This window comes from Delftia sp. K82, from assembly GCF_002193035.1.
In the GTDB taxonomy this organism is placed as follows: domain Bacteria; phylum Pseudomonadota; class Gammaproteobacteria; order Burkholderiales; family Burkholderiaceae_C; genus Comamonas; species Comamonas acidovorans.
Genome location: NZ_MYFL01000001.1, coordinates 1,381,570 through 1,401,817 on the forward strand (window position 1 = coordinate 1,381,570; position 20,248 = coordinate 1,401,817).

19 protein-coding genes and 1 pseudogene are annotated in these 20,248 nt (G+C 68.1%); 15 read left to right on the forward strand and 5 right to left on the reverse strand.

The annotated features are described in order from the left end of the window. Positions 1–93 precede the first annotated feature (93 nt). Positions 94–732: an FMN-dependent NADH-azoreductase gene (locus KDK82_RS05945; protein WP_088164251.1), complete on the reverse strand. Its 639-nt coding sequence runs from the start codon at positions 730–732 to the stop codon at positions 94–96. A gap of 176 nt (positions 733–908) precedes the next feature. Between KDK82_RS05945 and KDK82_RS05950 the strand changes: the two genes are divergently transcribed. From KDK82_RS05950 to KDK82_RS05980, 7 genes are all read left to right on the forward strand, one after another. Then, positions 909–1,838, forward strand: a complete 930-nt coding sequence (locus KDK82_RS05950; protein ID WP_016453282.1) for a LysR family transcriptional regulator — start codon at positions 909–911, stop codon at positions 1,836–1,838. 115 nt (positions 1,839–1,953) lie between these two features. After that, positions 1,954–2,613 carry an alpha/beta hydrolase gene (locus KDK82_RS05955; protein WP_088164252.1) on the forward strand — a complete coding sequence of 220 codons (660 nt, stop codon included), beginning with the start codon at positions 1,954–1,956 and terminating at the stop codon, positions 2,611–2,613. Between the two features lie 158 nt (positions 2,614–2,771). After that, entirely contained in the window at positions 2,772–3,773 is a 1,002-nt protein-coding gene (locus tag KDK82_RS05960; RefSeq protein WP_088164253.1) for a sulfate ABC transporter substrate-binding protein, read from the forward strand. Between the two features lie 74 nt (positions 3,774–3,847). Further along, a complete protein-coding gene (gene cysT / locus KDK82_RS05965) occupies positions 3,848–4,753 on the forward strand; it encodes a sulfate ABC transporter permease subunit CysT (RefSeq protein ID WP_088165435.1) in 906 nt (301 codons plus the stop codon). 1 nt (position 4,754) lies between these two features. After that, positions 4,755–5,753, forward strand: a complete 999-nt coding sequence (gene cysW, locus KDK82_RS05970) for a sulfate ABC transporter permease subunit CysW (RefSeq protein ID WP_083571227.1) — start codon at positions 4,755–4,757, stop codon at positions 5,751–5,753. 37 nt (positions 5,754–5,790) lie between these two features. Next, positions 5,791–6,918: a sulfate/molybdate ABC transporter ATP-binding protein gene (locus KDK82_RS05975; protein WP_013801698.1), complete on the forward strand. Its 1,128-nt coding sequence runs from the start codon at positions 5,791–5,793 to the stop codon at positions 6,916–6,918. Between the two features lie 98 nt (positions 6,919–7,016). After that, complete coding sequence (locus KDK82_RS05980; RefSeq protein WP_012206385.1) at positions 7,017–7,523, forward strand: disulfide bond formation protein B; 507 nt, start codon at positions 7,017–7,019, stop codon at positions 7,521–7,523. Positions 7,524–7,526: 3 nt separating this feature from the next. Here the strand turns inward: KDK82_RS05980 and dhaL are convergent, their stop codons facing one another. Continuing rightward, positions 7,527–9,323, reverse strand: coding sequence for a dihydroxyacetone kinase subunit DhaL (dhaL, locus tag KDK82_RS05985; RefSeq protein WP_088164254.1), 1,797 nt, complete (start codon positions 9,321–9,323; stop codon positions 7,527–7,529). Positions 9,324–9,617: 294 nt separating this feature from the next. On the opposite strand from dhaL, the gene rpiB reads away from it, so the two are divergent. The 7 genes from rpiB to KDK82_RS06020 all read left to right on the forward strand — a co-directional run bounded on the left by rpiB (position 9,618) and on the right by KDK82_RS06020 (position 16,677). Continuing rightward, entirely contained in the window at positions 9,618–10,091 is a 474-nt protein-coding gene (rpiB, locus tag KDK82_RS05990; RefSeq protein ID WP_012206383.1) for a ribose 5-phosphate isomerase B, read from the forward strand. Between the two features lie 2 nt (positions 10,092–10,093). After that, a complete protein-coding gene (locus KDK82_RS05995; protein WP_088164255.1) occupies positions 10,094–11,596 on the forward strand; it encodes a sugar ABC transporter ATP-binding protein in 1,503 nt (500 codons plus the stop codon). Between the two features lie 63 nt (positions 11,597–11,659). After that, the gene (locus KDK82_RS06000; RefSeq protein ID WP_088165436.1) at positions 11,660–12,715 is read left to right on the forward strand and encodes a substrate-binding domain-containing protein; all 1,056 of its coding nucleotides are present in this window, start codon (positions 11,660–11,662) and stop codon (positions 12,713–12,715) included. Then, positions 12,712–13,476, forward strand: a complete 765-nt coding sequence (locus KDK82_RS06005) for a GolD/DthD family dehydrogenase (protein WP_088164256.1) — start codon at positions 12,712–12,714, stop codon at positions 13,474–13,476. The genes KDK82_RS06000 and KDK82_RS06005 overlap by 4 nt, the downstream gene beginning before the upstream one ends. A gap of 48 nt (positions 13,477–13,524) precedes the next feature. Continuing rightward, a complete protein-coding gene (locus tag KDK82_RS06010) occupies positions 13,525–14,505 on the forward strand; it encodes an ABC transporter permease (RefSeq protein ID WP_012206379.1) in 981 nt (326 codons plus the stop codon). A gap of 48 nt (positions 14,506–14,553) precedes the next feature. Continuing rightward, positions 14,554–15,675 carry an alcohol dehydrogenase catalytic domain-containing protein gene (locus KDK82_RS06015; protein WP_034395413.1) on the forward strand — a complete coding sequence of 374 codons (1,122 nt, stop codon included), beginning with the start codon at positions 14,554–14,556 and terminating at the stop codon, positions 15,673–15,675. A gap of 45 nt (positions 15,676–15,720) precedes the next feature. Then, the gene (locus KDK82_RS06020) at positions 15,721–16,677 is read left to right on the forward strand and encodes a sugar-binding transcriptional regulator (protein WP_088164257.1); all 957 of its coding nucleotides are present in this window, start codon (positions 15,721–15,723) and stop codon (positions 16,675–16,677) included. A 35-nt stretch (positions 16,678–16,712) separates the two neighbouring features. Here KDK82_RS06020 and KDK82_RS06025 read toward each other — a convergent pair whose 3' ends face one another. The 3 genes and pseudogenes from KDK82_RS06025 to KDK82_RS06035 form a co-directional block, all read right to left on the reverse strand. Then, the gene (locus KDK82_RS06025; protein WP_088164258.1) at positions 16,713–17,360 is read right to left on the reverse strand and encodes a LysE family translocator; all 648 of its coding nucleotides are present in this window, start codon (positions 17,358–17,360) and stop codon (positions 16,713–16,715) included. A gap of 106 nt (positions 17,361–17,466) precedes the next feature. Beyond that, a pseudogene (locus tag KDK82_RS06030) lies at positions 17,467–18,137 on the reverse strand (glutathione S-transferase). A gap of 93 nt (positions 18,138–18,230) precedes the next feature. Then, complete coding sequence (locus KDK82_RS06035; RefSeq protein ID WP_012206374.1) at positions 18,231–19,088, reverse strand: LysR family transcriptional regulator; 858 nt, start codon at positions 19,086–19,088, stop codon at positions 18,231–18,233. Positions 19,089–19,197: 109 nt separating this feature from the next. On the opposite strand from KDK82_RS06035, the gene bla reads away from it, so the two are divergent. Beyond that, positions 19,198–20,109 carry a class A beta-lactamase gene (gene bla / locus KDK82_RS06040; RefSeq protein WP_012206373.1) on the forward strand — a complete coding sequence of 304 codons (912 nt, stop codon included), beginning with the start codon at positions 19,198–19,200 and terminating at the stop codon, positions 20,107–20,109. Positions 20,110–20,248: the final 139 nt, after the last annotated feature.

Below are 20,248 nucleotides of genomic sequence, written 5' to 3' on the forward strand. Positions count from 1 at the left end.
TGTCTTGCCTCTCCAAAAGCAAAAGCGCCTGGGCCGAAACCCAGGCGCTTGTCCATTCATTGAGCATGCAGCCCCTGCGGGCTGCAATGGCCCTCAGGCGGCGATGGCCGTTTCCTGATTGGCGGCAGCCGCTGCACGCACGATGTCGCTGCGGGCCGATTCCAGGGCCTTGGCCTTGGACTCATCGCCCATGGCCACGCCTTCTGCGCGCACGATGCTCACATCGGTGATGCCCAGGAAGCCGAACACCGTCTTCAGGTAGCTTTCCTGGTGCTCCAGGGCCTGGCCCATTTCGCTGGTGGAGTACACGCCGCCGCGCGTGGAGGCCACGATGACCTTCTTGCCCTTGGCCAGGCCTTCGGGGCCGGCTGCGGTGTAGCGGAAGGTGCGGCCGCCCTGGGCGATGCGGTCGATCCAGGCCTTGAGCTGGCTGGAGATGGTGAAGTTGTAGAACGGAGCGCCGACCACGACCACATCGGCCGCCAGGAACTGGCTCACCAGGGCTTCGGAGATGGCGTTCTGTGCGCGCTCGGCTTCCGTCGTGGCGGCCTGGCCGGTGCGAAAGCCCATGGACACTGCGTTCAGGTGGTCGGGGGCGTTCACGGCCAGATCCAGGTATTCGACCTTGGCGCCGGGGTTGGCGGCGACCAGTGCAGCCACGGTCTGGGCGGTCAGCTGGCGGGACACCGAAGCGGCGCCGGTGATGGAAGAGTCGATGTGCAGCACTTGCATGGAAAAGCTCCTGGGATGTCGGTTGGGATCGCGGTTGGGATCGGCCACTCGGGAAAGCTTGTAGGGCCGACGATGGGATCAATTGTGAATTTGGACAGAGTCTTTGATAAGCCACCGAAATTGCGATAGATTGTCCTGAATTTGCAGTCAATGAGCACAGGGGAGGGACGCGCGACATGATGGATCTCAACGACATGCTGTACTTCGCCGAGGTGGTGGAGCGCGGCGGCTTTGCCTCTGCCGGGCGGGCGCTGGGCATACCCAAGTCGCGGCTGTCGCGGCGCGTGGCGGAGCTGGAGGCCCGGCTGGGCGTGCGCCTGCTGCAGCGCACCACGCGCAAGCTTTCGCTGACCCAGGTGGGTGAGGCCTATCTGCGCCACTGCCAGGCCATGCGCGATGCGGCCCTGGCCGCCGCCGACACCGTGGCCGAGGTGCAGACCGAGCCGCGCGGCACCATCCGCGTGAGCTGCCCTGTGACCCTGGCCCAGACCGTGCTGGGCGAGCTCATGCCCCAGTTCCTGCAGCGCTGCCCGCTGGTGCATGTGGAGATGCAGGTGACCAACCGGCCCGTGAACCTGGTGGAGGAGGGCATCGACGTGGCGCTGCGCGTGCGCCCCAGCCTGGAGGACAGCGGCTCCATGGTCGTCAAGCGGCTGGATGTGGCGCGCCAGATCCTCGTGGCCAGCCCGGAGCTGCTGGAGCGCCAGGGCACGCCGCGTGCACTGGCCGACCTGCAGCACCTGGACAGCATGTCCATGTCGGCGGTGGATGGCCAGTCCAGCCTGCTGCTGGTCGGCCCCGAAGGCCGCGAGCAACGCCTGCAACTGCAGCCGCGCTACGTGGTGGATGACCTGCTCACGCTGAAATTCGCGGCGCTGGCCGGCAGCGGCATGTGCTGGCTGCCTGACTACATGTGCCACGAGGAACTGGCCGAGGGCCGGCTCGTGCACCTGCTGCCGGGCTGGGAGCCGCCCCAGGGCATCGTGCATGCGGTCTTCCCCTCGCGGCGCGGCCTGGCGCCGGCCGTGCGGCATTTCCTGGACTTCCTCGGCGAGACCGTGCCGGGGCGCAACAGCCATGCCACGCGCGAGCCGGCGGTACGCTAGGGTTGGGTTGCACCTTGCCACGCCATAAGAAAACAACAAAACGTTCGTTGGGATAGTTGGCGGTGTTCTCCACAATCGGGGCCCATGTCCAGCAATGGACAGTCCAGGAGAACCCATGAATCCCCACCGCATCATCATCGTGCCCGGCTGGCGCAACTCCGGTCCTGACCACTGGCAAAGCCTGTGGGCGCAGCAGCTGCCGCATGCCGAGCGCGTGGAGCAGGACGACTGGCTGGTGCCCCACCGCGATCCCTGGGTGGCCGCGCTGGAGCAACTGGTGCTGTCCCGGCCCGAACCGGTGGTGCTGGCCGCCCACAGCCTGGGCTGCATCACGGCCGCGCATCTGGGCCCCGAGGCCAGTGCGCGCGTGCGCGGTGCGCTGCTGGTGGCGCCGGCCGATCCCGAGCGCCGTGCCCAGCTGGCCGACTTTGCGCCCGTTCCCTATGCGCCGCTGCCGTACCGCAGCGTGCTGGTGGCCAGCAGCAACGACCCCTACTGTCCGATCCGCCGGGCCGGTGCCTATGCTCGGGCCTGGGGAAGCGAGTTCGTGCGGCTGCAGAACGCGGGGCACATCAATGTCGAATCAGGCTTTGGCGACTGGCCCCTGGGCCTGGCGCTGCTGCAGTCGCTGATGCAGGGCGACAGCTGGCAGCCGGCCCAGCCCCGGCCTGCCGTGCGTTCGCCGCGTTCGCCGCGCTCGCCACGTGTGGCGGCTGCGCATGCCTCCGTCTCTGTGGGCACTGGCGCTGGCGCGCCATGGGCTGCCGGTCTGTGATGGCCAGGCGCTCGGCCGCAGGCAGGGCAGGTTCTTTATATGGTGGCAGGCCATTAACAAACAAAAATATATTCTTTTGAGTTTTAAGTCAGCGTTCGCACAATGTGACTGTCTGTGAATACAACGCAGAGATGTCCACTAATAAAAGGCAGCGAACCATGCATTCTTTGAAGCTCAAGACTTTGTTGGCCACCCTGGCGCTGGCCGCCGCGGGAACGGTATCGGCGCAGAACCAGCTGCTCAACGTTTCCTACGACGTGGCGCGCGAGTTCTACAAGGACTACAACGCCGCCTTCGTCGCCCACTACAAGAAGACCAAGGGCGTGGACATCAAGGTGGACCAGTCGCACGGTGGCTCCAGCGCCCAGGCGCGTGCCGTCAACGACGGCCTGGCCGCCGACGTGGTGACCTTCAACACCACCACCGACGTGCAGTTCCTGGCCGACAGCGGCGTGGTCGCCAAGGACTGGGCCAAGAAATTCCCCAATGACGCCTCGCCCACCACATCGACCATGCTGTTTCTGGTGCGCAACGGCAATCCCAAGAACATCAAGGACTGGAGCGACCTGATCCGCCCCGACGTGAAGGTCGTGGTGGTCAATCCCAAGACCGGTGGCAATGGCCGCTACGCCTACCTGGCGGCCTGGGGTTCGGTGCGCGAGAAGGGCGGCACCGATGCGCAGGCGGCCGAGTTCGTGCAGCAGCTCTACAAGAACGTGCCCGTGCTGGGCAAGGGCGGCCGCGACGCGACCAGCATCTTCCTGCAGCGCAACATCGGCGACGTGCTGATCACCTTCGAATCCGAAGTGGTCTCCGTGGACCGCGAATTCGGCAAGGGCAAGGTCGATGCCGTCCATCCCTCGGTGTCCATCGTGGCCGAGAACCCCGTGGCCGTGGTCGAGCGCACCGTTGCCAAGAAGGGCACGGGCCAACTGGCCCAGGACTACCTGGCCTGGCTGTACTCCGACGAAGCCCAGGAAATCGCCGCACAGCACGCGCTGCGCCCCCGCTCCGAGGCCGTGCTCAAGAAGCACGCCGACGTGTTCAAGCCCATCAAGCAGTTCACCGTGGCCAAGTATTTCGGCTCGCTGTCCGAAGCCCAGAAGGTGCACTTCAACGACGGCGGACAGTTCGACAAGATCTACGTCCCCGGCAAGTAAGCACGCAAGCAGGCATGAAGGCGGCGCAGTCCGCCTGAGGCCCCCTCCCCACACTGGCTGATTTGGAATCCAACATGGTGTCTGCCGTTCCGACCAGCCCAAGGCCTGGCGCCGACGCTCCTGTGCCCGCACCGTCCGGTGCGGCGCGCAAGGGGCGCGGCGCCAAGCGCGTTTTGCCCGGCTTCGGGCTGACCTTGGGCTATACGCTGTTTTATCTGAGCCTGATCGTGCTGATCCCGCTGTCGGCACTGCTGTTCAAGACCTTCTCGCTCACCTGGCCCCAGTTCTGGGAGGCCGTGGCCTCGCCGCGCGTGCTGGCCTCGTACCGGCTGACGTTTGGCGCCTCGTTTGCGGCGGCCTGCGTGAACCTGGTGTTCGGCCTGCTGATCGCCTGGGTGCTGGTGCGCTACAAGTTCCCGGGCAAGAAGATCGTCGATGCCCTGGTGGACCTGCCCTTTGCCCTGCCCACGGCCGTGGCCGGCATTTCGCTGACCGCCTTGCTGGCCGGCAACGGCTGGGTGGGCCAGTACCTGGAGCCCTACGGTATCCAGCTGGCCTTCAACCCGAACGGCGTGGTCATTGCGCTGATCTTCATCGGCCTGCCCTTTGTCGTGCGCACGGTGCAGCCGGTGCTGGAAGACTCCGAGAAGGAGCTGGAAGAGGCGGCCACCAGCCTGGGCGCCTCGCGCTGGCAGATCTTCTACAAGGTGATCCTGCCGGCCATCACGCCCGCGCTGCTCACGGGCTTTGCCATGGCGTTTGCACGCGCCATCGGCGAGTACGGATCGGTCATCTTCATCGCGGGCAACATGCCCATGATTTCCGAGATCACACCGCTGATCATCATTGGCAAGCTGGAGCAATACGACTACGCAGGTGCCACGGCCGTGGCCGTGGTGATGCTGCTGTTCTCCTTCGTGATGCTGCTGGTCATCAACGCGCTGCAGGCATGGCAGCGCAAGCATTCGGGAGGGGTTTGAGATGGCGTTGTCTCCACAGGAAGCCCTGCTTCTCAAGATCATTGGCGCGGTGCTGGTCGCCGTGCTGGTGCTGTACAGGCTCACGGCGCCCCCGAAGGGCCGGCGCGAAAAGCTCACCACCACCGAGCCGCGCGCCGTGCGCTGGATTCTCACGGGCATTGCGCTGATCTTCATCGGCCTGTTCCTCGTGCTGCCGCTGGCGGCCGTGTTCACCGAGGCGCTGCGCAAGGGCTGGGACGCCTATGTCGCCGGCCTGCAGGAGCCCGATGCCTGGTCGGCCATCAAGCTGACCCTGATCACGGCGCTGATCGCCGTGCCGGTGAACCTGGTGTTCGGCGTGGCGGCGGCCTGGTGCATCGCCAAGTTCGAGTTCCGGGGCAAAGCCTTTCTGATCACCCTGATCGACCTGCCGTTCTCGATCTCGCCCGTGGTGGCGGGCCTGATGTACGTGCTGGTGTTCGGCGCCCATGGCTGGTTCGGCCCCTGGCTGGCTGAGCATGACATCAAGATCATCTTCGCCGTGCCCGGCATCGTGCTGGCCACCATCTTCGTGACCTTCCCCTTCATCGCCCGCGAGCTGATCCCGCTGATGCAGGCGCAGGGCAGCGACGAGGAGCAGGCCGCCATCGTGCTGGGTGCCACGGGCTGGCAGACCTTCTGGAAGGTCACCGTGCCCAACATCAAGTGGGGCCTGCTGTACGGCGTGATCCTGTGCAATGCGCGTGCCATGGGTGAGTTCGGCGCGGTGTCGGTGGTCTCGGGCCACATCCGCGGCCAGACCAACACCATTCCGCTGCATGTGGAGATCCTCTACAACGAGTACCAGTCCGTTGCCGCCTTCGCTGCCGCCTCGCTGCTGGCCCTGCTGGCGCTGGTGACCCTGGTCATCAAGTCGGTGGCCGAGTGGCGTGCCGAGCAGCAGGCCAAGGCCGCTGCCGACCTGCCTCCCGAGCGCCCCACGGCGTCTTCCCAGGCATCCCAGGTGCCGCAGGTGTCCTGAACCTCGGCCCCGACCAGACAAAAGCAAGAGCAAGACCATGAGCATTGAAATACGCAACGTCAGCAAGCAGTTCGGCGATTTCCAGGCCCTGCGCGATGTGAGCCTGGACATCCAGTCCGGCGAACTCATCGCACTGCTCGGCCCCTCGGGCTGCGGCAAGACCACGCTGCTGCGCATCATCGCGGGCCTGGAGACGCCCGACGTGGGCAGCATCCACTTCAGCGGCGAAGACACCACCGATGTCCATGTGCGCGAGCGCAACGTGGGCTTCGTGTTCCAGCACTACGCGCTGTTCCGCCACATGACCGTGTTCGAGAACGTGGCCTTCGGCCTGCGCGTGAAGCCGCGCAGCCAGCGGCCCAGCGAGGCCCAGATCCGCGAGAAGGTGATGAGCCTGCTCAAGCTGGTGCAGCTGGACTGGATTGCCGAGCGCTTCCCGTCCCAGCTGTCGGGAGGCCAGCGCCAGCGCATTGCCCTGGCCCGCGCCCTGGCGGTGGAGCCCAAGGTGCTGCTGCTCGACGAGCCCTTCGGCGCGCTGGATGCCAAGGTGCGCAAGGAGCTGCGCCGCTGGCTGCGCCGCCTGCATGACGAGCTGCACGTGACCTCCATCTTCGTGACCCACGACCAGGAGGAGGCACTGGAGGTGGCCGACCGCGTGGTCGTCATCAACCAGGGCCGCATCGAGCAGGAGGGCACGCCCCAGCAGGTCTGGGACAACCCGGCCACGCCCTTCGTCTACGGCTTCCTGGGCGATGTCAACCTGTTCAAGGGCCGCGCCAGCGATGGCCGTGTCTACCTGGACGACGGCACCCAGCTGGACAGCCACGACGCCAAGGGCGCCAGCGACAGCAAGGCCTTCGCCTATGTGCGCCCGCACGATCTGGAGGTGGAGCGCTACTCGCCCGGGCAGAACCTGGACGTCCAGGGACGGCCCACGGGCATCGTCGTGCAGCTGGCCCGCGCCATCGTCGTGGGGCCCATTGCGCGCCTGGAACTTATTCCCTCGGAGAGCACCGAAAGCACGGACAATGCCGAAGAGGGTGGCCTGATCGAGGCGCAGATTCCTGCGCAGCAGTTCAGGGACATGGCCCTGCGCGAGGGGGAAACCCTGGTGGTGACACCGCGCCGTGCCAAGGTGTTTCTGGACGAGGCGGCTGGCATCTGACGGCGCGGCAACGGCTTCCTGCACCCGCTGAACAGGGCTGCAGCGCCGGGCCGGCGCCGCAGCCCTGATTTCATTCAACCGGGTGACGAAAGACAAGAATGCTTCAATGGTTTGACAACGCTCCGCGCCGCATCCTGGCGCTCATCAGCCTGGCCTGCGTGGCCATGCTGGCCTTCGGCATGTATCTGCAGCATGTGGTCGGGCTGGAGCCCTGCCCGATGTGCATCGTGCAGCGCTATGCATTGATCGGCGTGGCCCTCTTCACGGGCCTGGGCAGTGTGCGCGGCGGTCGTGGCTGGCTGATCAGCTGGGGCGTGCTGGCGCTGGTGGCTGCAGGCTTTGGCGCCTTCGTCGCCGCGCGCCAGAGCTGGCTGCAGTGGTATCCGCCCGAGTTCGCCACCTGCGGCCGCGACTTCTACGGAATGATCGAGAACTACTCCATCAGCCGTGCCGTGCCCATGATCTTCCGTGGCTCGGGCGACTGCGCCGCCGTGGACTGGAGCTTCCTGGGCGGCTCCATCGCCAACTGGTCCTTCATCTGCTTCGCCATCATGAGCGTGGCCGTCTTGGTGCTGCTGGTGCGCGGCGCTGCCCGCAGGCGCTGAGCCCTAGGCTGAGGCTTGCGCCAGTCGCCGCTGCAGCGACTGAGACATGGTGCTCAGGATGAGCCAGCAGGACGTGGCGCCCGCGTCCAGCACGCCAATGGAGCGCGGCCCCAGCCGGGCCGAGCGCCCGATGCGGGCCTGCAGGTGGCGCGTGGATTCCTTGCCCGCTTCGGCCGCGGCCTCCATGGCCTGCAGCGCCTCGCGGAAACCGGCGCCTGCCTGCAGCGATTGCCGGTAGGCCTGCAGGGCCGGGGCCAGCGTGTCGATGAGGGTCTTGTCGCCCACCTGGGCCTTGCCCATCTCCTGCACTTCGGCGAAGGCCCGCGCCAGCGCCTGGCCGAACAGGGTGGCATCCATCTCCTGCTCCGGCCCAAGAACATCGGCGAAGCCTTGGAAGAAGCTGCCGTACAGCGGGCCCATGGAGCCGCCGATATCGTCCATCAAGGCCTGGGACAGTTGCTGCAGCGCCGCAGGCAGTTGCGCCGCCTGGCTGGCCTCCATGGCATCGAGCCGTGCGCCGCAGCCGGAAAAGCCCTTGGCCATGTTGATGCCGTGATCGCCATCGCCGATCAGGCCGTCGATCTCGCTCAGGAACTCCCGGTGGCCGACGATGGCCGTGATCAGCTCGCGCACGATGCTGCCCGCGCCATCGAGCGCAATGGCCGGCCCTTGGCTGGTGCGCCTTGCGGCTTGGGGGCGGGCGGTTTGTGCTTGTTCCTGGGCCTGTGCCGGCGTCCTTGCCGGAACAGAGGGCGACGTTGGAATGGCGTCCTGCGGCTGGGGCGGCAGCCCGCCGGCCAGGGTCAGGGCGACTGACTGGCAGGGCGCCTCGAGACATGCCAGCAGCTCGTCGTCCAGCTGCATCAGCGTGAGCGTGATGCCCATCATCTCCAGCGACGTGAAGAGATTGCCCACCAGCCGGAAGGCCACCTGCATGCCGCGTTCTTGCAGGCGCCGGGCCACCTCGCCATAGAGGATGTACTGCTCCATCAGCGGCGTGGCGCCCAGGCCGGACAGCAGCACGGCCACGCGGTCGCCCGGGGAGAAGGGCAGGTCGGGCAGCAGGGTGTCCAGCATGCGCTCGGCCATGTCGGCCGCCGTGGCCGTGCGGTGCACGGACATGCCGGGCTCGCCATGGTGGCCTATGCCCACCTCCATGCTGCCGCGCTCGATATGGAAGTTGGCCTTGCCCACGGCGGGAATGGTGCATGCCGACAGGCCGATGCCGATGCTGCGCGTGCGGGCCATGGCGTGCCGGGCGAGGGCGATCACTTCGTCGAGGCTGGCGCCCATGGCCGCCCGGGCGCCCGCCACCTTCCACATCAGGATCTCGCCGGCCACGCCGCGGCGGCTGGCCTCGTCGCCCCGCGCGGCAGAAGGCACGTCGTCGTTGGCCACCACGGTCCTGACCGCCATGCCTTCGGCCGCGGCCATCTGCACGGCCATGGCCACGTTCATGTTGTCGCCTGCGTAGTTGCCATACAGGCAGGCCACGCCGGCGCCGCCATCGGCTGCGCGCATGGCGTCGTAGAAGCTTCTGGCCGTGGGGGACGAGAAGACCTCGCCCACGGCGGCGGCGTCGCACAGGCCTGCGCCCACATAGCCCAGAAAGGCCGGTTCGTGGCCCGACCCGCCGCCCGTCACGATGCCCACCTTGCCCCTGCGTGGCGCGCCATGCAGGCGCACGACGCGGGCATTGCCGGCGTCGATGCGCAGGGTGTCGCCATGGGCGGCGATCCATCCCTGGAGCATGTCCTCCACCACCCGGTCGGGGTCGTTGATCACGCGGTTGGTCGTCATGCCTTTGTCTCCTCCAGGTGCGGTCCCGGCGGGTGTGCCGAAGACCGTTCATATGATCATTGAGTGGTCATTTTTGATTTGTTGAAATTGGCATGTCAATGCCTTTTGGCTATTCAATAGCCAAGGGAAAACGATAGGATTTGATGGATTTTGTAGAAAATTCAACAGGTTACGTCTCCACATTGCCGATTCACATAGCTTTCGTTGTTTGACAACTGCTCTTCAATTGAGAAGACTCTCAAAAAACATTGATCAAATGATCATGTGATGGTCTTTTGTAATGAAGGGGATGCCATGAAGCTGGCCATCGGCTGCGACGAAGCCGCCTGCGACCTCAAGAACGCCGTGAAGCAGCATCTGCTGGCCCAGGGCCACGAAGTGGCCGACTTCGGCACGCACGACGGCGAGCCGGTGCTCTACCCCGACATCGGCATCGCGGTGGCGCAGGCCATCGTCCAGGGCCGCCATGAGCGCGGCGTTCTCCTGTGCGGCACGGGCATAGGCATGGCCATTGCCGCCAACAAGGTGGCGGGCATCCGCGCCGCGCAGGCCCATGACACATATTCGGCCGAGCGCGCCAGCCGCAGCAACGACGCGCAGATCATCACGCTGGGCTCGCGCGTGATCGGGGTGGAGCTGGCCAAGGCCATCGTGGACCGCTTCCTTGCATCGCGCTTCGATGGCGGCAGCTCGGCCCTGAAGGTGGATGCCATCACCGGCTTCGAGCGCTCGCAGGCCGCCGCGGCCGGGCGCGGGCAGGGCGCGTGACCATGGGCACCGGCACCGGCACCGGCACCGCACTGCTGCAGGCGCGCGGCGTGGCCAAGAGCTTCGGCGGCGTGCCTGCGCTGCGCAACGGCTGCCTTGAGCTGCAGGCGGGCAGCGTGCACGCGCTGTGCGGCGGCAATGGCGCAGGCAAATCCACCTTCCTGAACATCGTGATGGGCCTGTTGCGGCGCGATGCCGGCGAGATATTGCTCAAGGGCCGGCCGGTGGATTTCGCCACGCCGCACGAGGCGCTGGCGCACCGCCTGTCCATCATCACGCAGGAGCTGTCGCCCATCCCGGGCATGAGCGTGGCCGAGAACATCTTCCTGGGCCGCGAGCCCCGGCGCGCCGGCATAGTGGTCCGCCATGCCGCGCTGCTGGAGCAGGCGGATGCGCTGCTCAGGCAGTTGGGCTTCGATATCGATCCGCGCGCGCAGATGGGCCGCCTGAGCCTGGCGCAGACCCAGCTGGTGGAGATTGCCAAGGCCCTGAGCCGGCAAAGCGAGCTGATCATCATGGACGAGCCCACCTCGGCCATTGGCGAAAGCGAGACCGCCATTCTCTTCGACGCGATACGCCGCGTGACCGCGCAGGGCGCCGGCATCCTCTACGTGTCGCACCGCCTGACGGAGATCTTCACCATTGCCGACAGCTACACGGTGTTCCGCGATGGCGGCTTCGTGCAGACCGGCGCGCTGGCCGATATCGACCGGCGGCAGCTGGTGAAGCTCATCGTGGGCCGGGAAGTCCGCGCTGCCGCCAGCGAGCGCAGGGCTGCGGCGCCGGGCGAGCCGCTGCTGTCGGTGCAGGGGCTTACGCGCCGGGGCGAGTTCGAGGACATCAGCCTGGACGTTGCCCCCGGCGAGGTGCTGGGCATCTACGGACTGATGGGATCGGGCCGCAGCGAATTCCTCAACTGCCTGTACGGCCTCACGCGCGCCGACCAGGGGCAGGCGAGCCTGGGCGGGCTGCCCCTGCCGCGCGGCAATCCGGCGGCGTCGATCAAGGCGGGCCTGGCCCTGGTGACCGAGGACCGCAAGGCCACGGGGCTGGTGATGAACTCCTCGGTGCGCTTCAACACCAGCTTGCCCGCACTGCCGGGCCTGCAGCGCGCCGGGGTGGTGGATGGCGCGGCAGAGCGCGTGCTGGTGGGCGGCCTGCTGCAGCGCTTGCGCGTGAAGCTGGCCAGCCCTGCCATGCCGGTCTCCGGCCTGAGCGGCGGCAACCAGCAGAAGGTGGTGCTGGCCCGCTGCATGGCCACCAACCCCGTCTGCCTGCTGTGCGATGAGCCCACGCGCGGCATCGACGAAGGTGCCAAGCGCGAGGTGTACGCCTTCCTGGCCTCGCTGGCCGCGCAGGGCCATGCCGTGGTGGTGGTGTCCTCCGAGGCGCCGGAACTGCTGGAGCTGAGCGACCGCATTGCCATCTTCCGCAAAGGCCGGCTTGACCGCGTGGTGGCCGGCCACGGCATCACGCAGGAGGCGCTGATGCACCTCGCGTCCTGAGCCCGGGCGATGCCTGTGCTGCGTTTTTCCCCTTGCCTTTCACAACACACAGGAGACATGACCATGCCGTTTTTCCGCTTCACCACCGTGCTTGCCGCCGCGCTTGCCGGTGGGCTGTTCCTGGCCGCAGCGCAGGTCCGGGCCCAGGCTCCGGCCCCGCTGTCGGCACCAGCCCCAGTACCAGCACCGGGCAAGCCCTACCGCATAGGCGCGGCCGTCTATGGGCTCAAGGGCGAGTTCATGCAGATGTGGACCAAGGAGCTGAAGGCGCATCCGGCCGTGAAGGACGGCACGGTGCAGATCACCGTGTTCGACGGCAACTACGACGCGCTGACGCAGAGCAACCAGTTCGACACCATGATCACGCAGAAGTACGACGGCATCCTCTTCGTGCCCATCGACCTGAAGGCGGGCGCGGCGCCCGTGCAGAAGGCGGTGAAGGCCGGCATTCCCGTGGTGGGCTCCAACACGCGCGTGCAGGGCGATGTGCTGACTTCCTGCGTGGGCAATGACGATGTGGTGGCCGGCCGCATGCAGGCCGAGGCATTGATGAAGGCCATCGGCGGCAAGGGCAATATCGTCGTCATCGAGGGGCCCATAGGCCAGTCGGCACAGATCGAGCGGGCGCGCGGCAATGACGAGGTGCTGGCCCGCCACAAGGACGTGAAGGTGCTGGCGCGCAAGACCGCCAACTGGTCGCGCGCCGAGTCCATGGGCCTGATGGAGAACTGGCTGACCGCATTCCCGGGCCAGATCCAGGGCGTGATCGCACAGAACGACGACGAGGCCCTGGGCGCGGTGCAGGCCATCAAGACCAAGGGCATCGATATCAAGACCATCCCGGTGGTGGGCGTGGACGGCGTGGCCGCCGCCATCACGGCCGTCAAGCGCGGCGAGATGACCACCAATTTCCAGGATGCCCAGGCCCAGGCGCAGGGCGCACTGGATGTGCTGCTGCGCCAGCTTGTCGGCCCGTCCTACCGGCCGCGCTCGGTGGTATGGAGCGAGTATGCCCAGGCCATGCCCTGGGGCGATGGCACGGCCAAATCCTACGAGGTGCCCTGGACCGCCATCGTGCCCGCCAATGCCGACGCCTTCTTGCAGAAGGTGCGCAAATGAGCGCCGACAGCCTGGAGCGGGACTTCGACGGCCGCACGGCCCTGGTCACCGGCGGCGCGGGCGGCATCGGCCTGGCGATTGCCCGGCAGCTCGCCGAAGGCGGTGCGCGTGTCGTCCTGGTGGACCTGGAGCGGCAGGCACTGGACGTGGCCGCTGCCAGCCTGGCGGAGCCCCGGCACCACCTGGCGCTGGCGGTGGATGTGACCAGGCCCGAGGGCGTGGAGCAGGCGGTGTCCACCGTGCTGGAGGCCACGGGCCGCATCGACATCCTGGTCAACAGCGCCGGCGTGGCGCTGCTGGAGCCGGCCGGCGAAATCAGCGAGGCGGCCTGGGAGCGCACGCTGGCCGTCAACCTCACGGCGCCGCTGCTGCTGGCCCAGGCGGTGGCCCCGGCCATGCGCCGCCAGCGCCACGGACGCATCATCAACCTGGCCTCGCAGGCCAGCGTGGTCGCGCTCAGGCGCCATGCCGCCTATTGCGCGAGCAAGGCGGGCCTGGTGGGGCTGACGCGCGTGCTGGCGCTGGAATGGGCATCGGACGGCATCACCGTCAACGCCATCTCGCCGACGGTGGTGGACACGCCGCTGGGCCGCAAGGCCTGGGCCGGGCAGGTGGGGGAGGCCATGCGGGCACTCATCCCCACGGGCCGCTTTGCGCAGCCCGAGGAGGTGGCGCGGCTGGCCGTGTTCCTGGCCGGTATGCACGCCGGCATGCTGACGGGCGAGAACATCGTCATCGACGGGGGCTACTCCATCCAGTGAGCGGCCTGCCGGCCCCACGCCTTTCTTCCATCAACGCGGGAGTCCTCCATGACGAATCTTCAAGCCGCATCTTCGCCGCCGCTCTTGGGGCGGCGCGCGCTGGACCTGCGCAGCCTGCGCGAGCGCTACGGCGTGGTCATCGCGCTGATTGCACTGTGCGCGGCGCTGGCGCTGGCCAACCCCCATTTCATGACCTGGGGCAACTGGGCCGACATCCTGCGCCAGACCTCCATCAACGGCATCCTGGCCATAGGCATGACGTGCGTGGTGCTGACGGCAGGCATCGACCTGTCGGTGGGCGCCATCCTGGCGCTGGCCGGCATGGTGGGCGCCTGGCTGGCGGCCGATGGCCAGGGGCTGGCGGTGAGCGTGGGCGCCGGGCTGGGCGTGGGCATGCTGCTGGGCGGCGTCAACGGCCTGCTGGTGGCCTGGTTCGCGGTGCCTCCCTTCGTGGCCACGCTGGGCATGCTCAGTGCGGCGCGCGGCCTGACCTACATCTACAACGACGGCATGCCGGTGTCCGAGCTGCCCGACGGCTTTCTTGCCATCGGCGCCGGCCAGCTGGGACCCGTGCCCATGCCCATCGTGATCTTTGCCGTTGCCGTCGCGGTGTTCGCCTTCGTGCTGCGCTACACCGTGTATGGCCGCTACATCTACGCCGTGGGCGGCAACCTGCGCAGCGCCAAGACCAGCGGCATCAACACCCGCGCCATCGTGCTGCTGGTCTATGTGGTCAGCGGCCTGCTTGCGGGGCTGGCCGGCATTTTGCTGGCGTCGCGCACCACGGCGGCGCTGCCGCAGGCCGGCGTGTCCTACGAGCTGGACGCCATTGCGGCCGTGGTGATCGGCGGCACCAGCCTGTCGGGCGGCACGGGCAGCCTGGGCGGCACGGTCGTCGGCGCCCTGCTCATCGGCGTGATCAACAACGGGCTGAACCTGCTGGGCGTGTCCTCGTACTACCAGCAGTTGATCAAGGGCGTGATCATCGTCGGCGCCGTGCTGCTTGACAGTTCGCGCCGCAGGGCATGAAGCGCTGCGCCCACGTCCTGTCCACCATCTGCAACCCGGGAGAGTTCCATGCAAAACACCCTGCCTGACGCCGCCGATACGAACATGCTGGCCGTGGTCTGCCACGGCCCCAGGGATTACCGGCTCGAACGCGTCGCGCGTCCGCAGGCCGGGCCGCGCGAGCTGGTCATCCGCGTGGCTTCCTGCGGCATTTGCGCGGGCGACTGCAAATGCTGGGCTGGCGCGCCGCGCTTCTGGGGAGATCCGGAGAAAGGCCGCCCCGCCTATGTGCGCCCGCCGGTGATCGCGGGCCACGAGTTCTGGGGCCATGTGGTGGAGGTGGGCGAGGGCGCCCAGGAGCACCACGGCGTGCAGCTGGGTGACCGGGTGATCGCCGAGCAGATCGTGCCCTGCCACGCCTGCCGCTATTGCAGGACCGGCTTTCGCTGGATGTGCGAGGTGCACGATGTCTACGGCTTCCAGGGCCAGGTGGCCGATGGCGGCATGGCCGAGTACATGCGCCTGTCCGCCCGCGCCGTGGTGCACCGGATTCCCGAGAGTGTGGACTTCGAGGATGCGGCCATCACCGAGCCGCTGTCCTGCGCCATCCATGCCGTCAACCGCGGCGACATCCAGCTCGATGATGTGGTGGTCATCGCCGGCGCGGGCACGCTGGGCCTGCTCATGGCCCAGGTGGCGCGCCTGAAGACGCCGCGCCGGCTGGTGGTCATGGACCTGTCGGACCAGCGCCTGGCGCTGGCACGCCGCTGCGGCGCCGACGTGACCATCAACCCCGCGCGCGAGGACGCCCGCGCCATCGTGCACGCACTGACCGACGGCTATGGCTGCGATGTGTACATAGAGACCACGGGCGCGCCCTCGGGCGTGACGCAGGGGCTGGACCTGGTGCGCAAGCTCGGCCGCTTCGTGGAGTTCAGCGTCTTCGGGCGCGAGACCACGGTGGACTGGTCCATCATCGGCGAGGAAAAGGAGCTGGACCTGCGCGGCGCCCACCTCAGCGCCCATTGCTACCCCATTGCCATCGACCTGCTGGCGCGCGGGCTGGTCACGTCCGAGGGCATCGTCACCCACCGCTATGCGCTGTCGGACTGGGAGAGCGCCATCCGGGTGGCCGATTCCATGGACTCGGTCAAGGTCCTGCTGCTGCCCCACGCTGGCGAGGCCCGGTGAGCGGCGCTACACTGCGCGCCTTTCCCGGCACCCTTGGAGGCACCCTTGACTGAAAGCGACCTGACGCGACTGGCGACCCTTTACTACGTCGATGGATGCACGCAGGACCAACTGTCCAAGGAGTTCGGCATCTCGCGCGCCGCCGTCGGGCGGCTGCTGCGCCGGGCGCAGGAAGAGGGCATTGTCGAGATCCGCGTGCGGCCGCATTCGCTGGTGTCCGCCGACCTGGAGCGGCAGCTGACCGAGCGCTTTCACATCAAGCGCGCGCTGATCGCGGTGGACCACAAGGATGCCGACCGGCAGCGCGAACTGCTGGCAGGGCTGGTGGCCAGCGAGCTGGAGCGCATCCTGGTCGATGGCTCCATCGTGGCCGTGGGCATGGGGCGCAACGTGTCCTCGGTCTCCGAGCACGCCCTGTCCGCCACACGGCGGGAGTGCCACTTCGTCAGCGCCATCGGCGGCTCCTACCGTGGCGGGGAGGCGATGAACGCCGACCACATCGCGCGCCGCCTGGCCGCGCGCTTTGGCGGCAAGTCCGAATCGCTCTATGCGCCGGCCCTGGTGGGCGATCCGCAACTGCGCAAGGCGCTGCTGGACAACGACACCGTCAGGCACACCCTGGACAAGGCGCGCCGTGCCGACATCGCCCTCATCGGCGTGGGCGATGTCAGCGTGGACAGCAACATGGCCCGCATGGGCTGGTTTTCCGCGCAGGAGATCTCGGACGCCCGCCGCGCGGGCACGGTGGGCGACATGATGGGCTACGACTTCATCGACATCCACGGCCAGCCGGCCGCAACCCCCATGCAGGACCGCGTCATCGGCCTGAGCCGCGAGGACCTGCTGCGCATACCCAACGTCATCGCCGTGGCGGCCGAATCCAGCAAGGTCACGGCCATCCTGGGCGCGCTGCGCACGGGCGCCATCGACACGCTGGCCACCACCACGGCCAACGCCGCTGCCGTGCTGCAGCTGGACGATGTCATGGGGGCGACGCGCTGACGCAGTGGGGGAGGCGCGGCTGTTGGGCAGTGCGCCTAGTTCGACGCGTGGCGATAGAAGGCCAGCGAGCCTGCCAGCGCCAGCAGCATGCCGCCGCACAGGCGGTCCAGCCACATCACGGCCCGCCCGCGCAGCAGCCGCGCGGCGCGTGATCCGGCGAAGGCATAGGCCAGCATCACCAGGAAATCGATGAGTGCGAACACCAGCGCAATGGCGATGTACTGCGGCGCCTGGGCGGCCGCCGGGTCGATGAACTGGGGCAGCAGGGCCGAGCAGAACAGGTAGCCCTTGGGATTGGTCACGGCGACCAGGAACGACTTGAGCAGCACGGTGCGGGCGCTGTAGCCGTCGGCGCCGGCCTCTGCCTTGCCGTCACCCTGGGGTGCCGACAGCGATCCGCCCTGGCTGCGCAGCATGCGCAGGCCCAGCCAGGCCAGGTAGGCCGCTCCCGCCCACTTGACCACCGAGAACCAGAACTCCGAGGCCGCCAGCAGTGCGCCCAGGCCCAGCGCGACAGCGCCGACCAGCACGAAGTCCGACAGCACGGCGCCCAGCATGCCCGGCAGGGCGCGGCGCACGCCGTGGCGCGAGCCATTGGCCAGGGCCAGCAGCACGGTGGGACCGGGGGTGATGATCGCGATCAGCGCGACCAGGGAGAAGACGAGCAGGGTGGCGAGGGTCATGTCGGCGAAGGCTCAGGCGGTTGGCAACAGCCTGCCACTGTGCCAGCTTTGCCTGCCTTGCGCAGCCCCTGCCGACCCGGGGCAGGGCAAACGGGGCGGGCAGGCGTCAGTCGCTGCCCACGCCACCGGCGGCAAAGACCGGGCCGCGCGTGCCGGGCACCCAGCCCGGGTAGGTTTCCATCACTTCGGCGAACAGGGCCGAGTCGATCCAGCGCTGCAGCCAGGCCTGCAGGTGCGGCCAGGGCTGCTCGTTCCATTGCGACTCGTCGATGCGCGCGTACTGGCGCACGAAGGGGCGCACGCCATGTCGGCCAGGCTGGGGTTCTGGCCGAACAGGTAGCCGGTGGCCTCCAGCTGGTCGTCCAGCTCGGCCAGCCAGGTCAGGGCATCTGCCTGGGCGTGGTTGACCTCTTCGGCCGTATAGCGCTCGGGGTACTTGCAGCGGTCCAGGGCGTGCTTGAAAAAGCCGTCGTTGCGCTCGATCAGCGCCAGCATGTCCGGCAGCGAACCGCTGGTCGGTGCCAGCCAGCCGTCCGGGTCATTGGCGCGCAGCGCGTGCAGCATGACATCCAGGCTCTGCTCGATCACGCGGCCGTCCTCCAGCACCAGCACGGGCACCGTGCCCTTGGGCGATGCATCGAGCAGCGCCTGCGGCTTGTTGCGCAGGTTGATTTCGCGCAGCTCGCAGGCCAGGCCGGCATGGGCCAGCGCCAGGCGGGCGCGGATGGCGTAGGGGCAGCGGCGAAACGAGTAGAGAACCGGCAGGGTCTGGGTCATGGAGCGGGGACGGGGCTAGGGGCCAAAAGCGGCAGATGATAGCGCCGGGGCCAAAGTCAGGCGGCCTGCGGGTCTTGCCGCGGCGGTCCGTGGCTATTGCAGCTGCGCCAGCAGCCATTGCCTGAAGGTCTTGAGCGCCGCGCTGGGTGCGCGCGAGCGCAGATGGGTCAGCCAGTAGGCGCCCGTGTCCACCTCCTGCTCGAAGGGGCGCACCAGCCGGCCCTGCTGCAGCAGGTGCTGGAACATGCGCGCCGGCAGCAGGGCCACGCCCGCGCCCTGGGCCGCCGCCTCGGCCAGCGTCAGCGAGGAGTCGAACATGGCCCCGCGCGCCAGCGGCGCGCTCTGGTCCAGCGTGGCAAACCAGCTCTCCCATTCCTGCAGGCGGTACGAGCGCAGCAGCGTCTGCCCGGCCAGGTCGGCCGGCTGGCGCAGGCGCTGGGCCAGGGCCGGGGTGCACATGGGCGTCAGCGGCGCGCGCAGCAGCAGCTCGGCGCGCGTGCCCTGCCAGGCGCCGTCGCCAAAGCGCACGGCCGCATCCAGCCCTTCACCGGCCAGGTCCACGCGGTTGTTGTGCGTCAGCAGTCGCAGGTCGATGTAGGGGTGCTGCTGCTGGAACTGGCCCAGCCTGGGAATCAGCCAGCCGATGGCGAAGGTGCCGACCACGCCCACGGTGAGGACCTCGCGCGGGCGCGGTTCGGCCACCTGCTGCAGCGAATGCTCTATGCGCGCAAAGCTCTCGGCCACGGCAGGCCACAGCGCATGGCCTTCGTCGGTCAGCGCCAGGCCGCGCGGCAGGCGCCGGAACAGCGGCTTGCCCAGGCGCTCCTCCAGGTTGCGGATGTGCTGGCTGACGGCGGCCTGGGTCACGCACAGCTCGTCGGCCGCCCGCGTCAGGTTGAGATGGCGCGCGGCCGCATCGAACATGCGCAGGGCATTGAGGGGCAGTTGCATGGTGAGCCAATAGTTTTTCTAAGGGATGCTGCCAATTATTCACGCTGGTCGCAGATTGGGCGCGGCGCTATCGTTGCGGTTGTCGATCTGCAACTGAAAAGGAAAAACAATGCAAAGACGCGATTTTCTGATGACGGGCGGCGCGGCCGCCTGGATGGCGGCCGGGCTGGCCGGCTGCGCCCTGCCATCAAAAAAACAGGGGGCTGCCGACCAGGCCTTCAGGACCGAGCTGGCGCGCATCGAGAAAAGTGTGGGCGGCCGGCTCGGCGTGGCCGTGCTGGAGGCGGAGTCGGGCGCCAGCGTGGACCACCGCGGCGACGAGCGCTTTGTCATGTGCAGCACCTTCAAGCTGCTGCTGGCCGCCCAGGTGCTGGACCGCGTGCAGCAGGGCGATGAGCGCCTGTCGCGCCGCGTGCACTACGCCAGCTCCCGGCTGGTTCCCTACTCGCCGGCCAGCGGCCCGCGTGCCGGTGATGGCGGCGGCATGACCATCTCCGAACTGTGCGAGGCCGCCGTGGTGCTCAGCGACAACACGGCCGCCAACCTGCTGCTGGACGCCAGCGGCGGCCCGCAGGCGCTGACGCAGTGGCTGCGCGCCAGCGGCGACGAGACCACGCGCCTGGACCGCATGGAGCCCGAGCTCAACGAAGGCCTGCCCGGCGACGAGCGCGACACCACCACGCCGCTGGCCATGGTGCAAAGCATGCAGCGCCTGCTGCTGGGATCGGTGCTGGACGGCCATGGCCGCGCCCTGCTGCAGCAGTGGCTGGTGGCCAGCCGCACGGGCGACAAGCGCCTGCGCGCGGGCATGCCGGCCGGCTGGCGTGTGGGTGGAAAGACGGGCACCGGCGATCGCGGCACGGCCAACGATGCCGTCATCGCCTGGCCCACGCCGCAAAGCGCACCGCTGCTGGTGACCGGCTACCTCACCGAATGCCCGGCCGATGCGCCGCAGCGCGATGCGGCGCTGGCAGCGGCCGGCAAGGCAGCCGCACGCTGGCAGGCAGCAGTGCAAGGCTAAGTTGCGCCACCATGTCGCTTGATTTGGGCGATTTCAAAAAATTGGCGTGGCCTGAAGACGAGAGACACCGAGGAAGGGCCTGGGCCGGCCGCGCCGCCCCCGCACCGAGGGTGTCGCCGGCCGCCCGTATGCCCCCCTC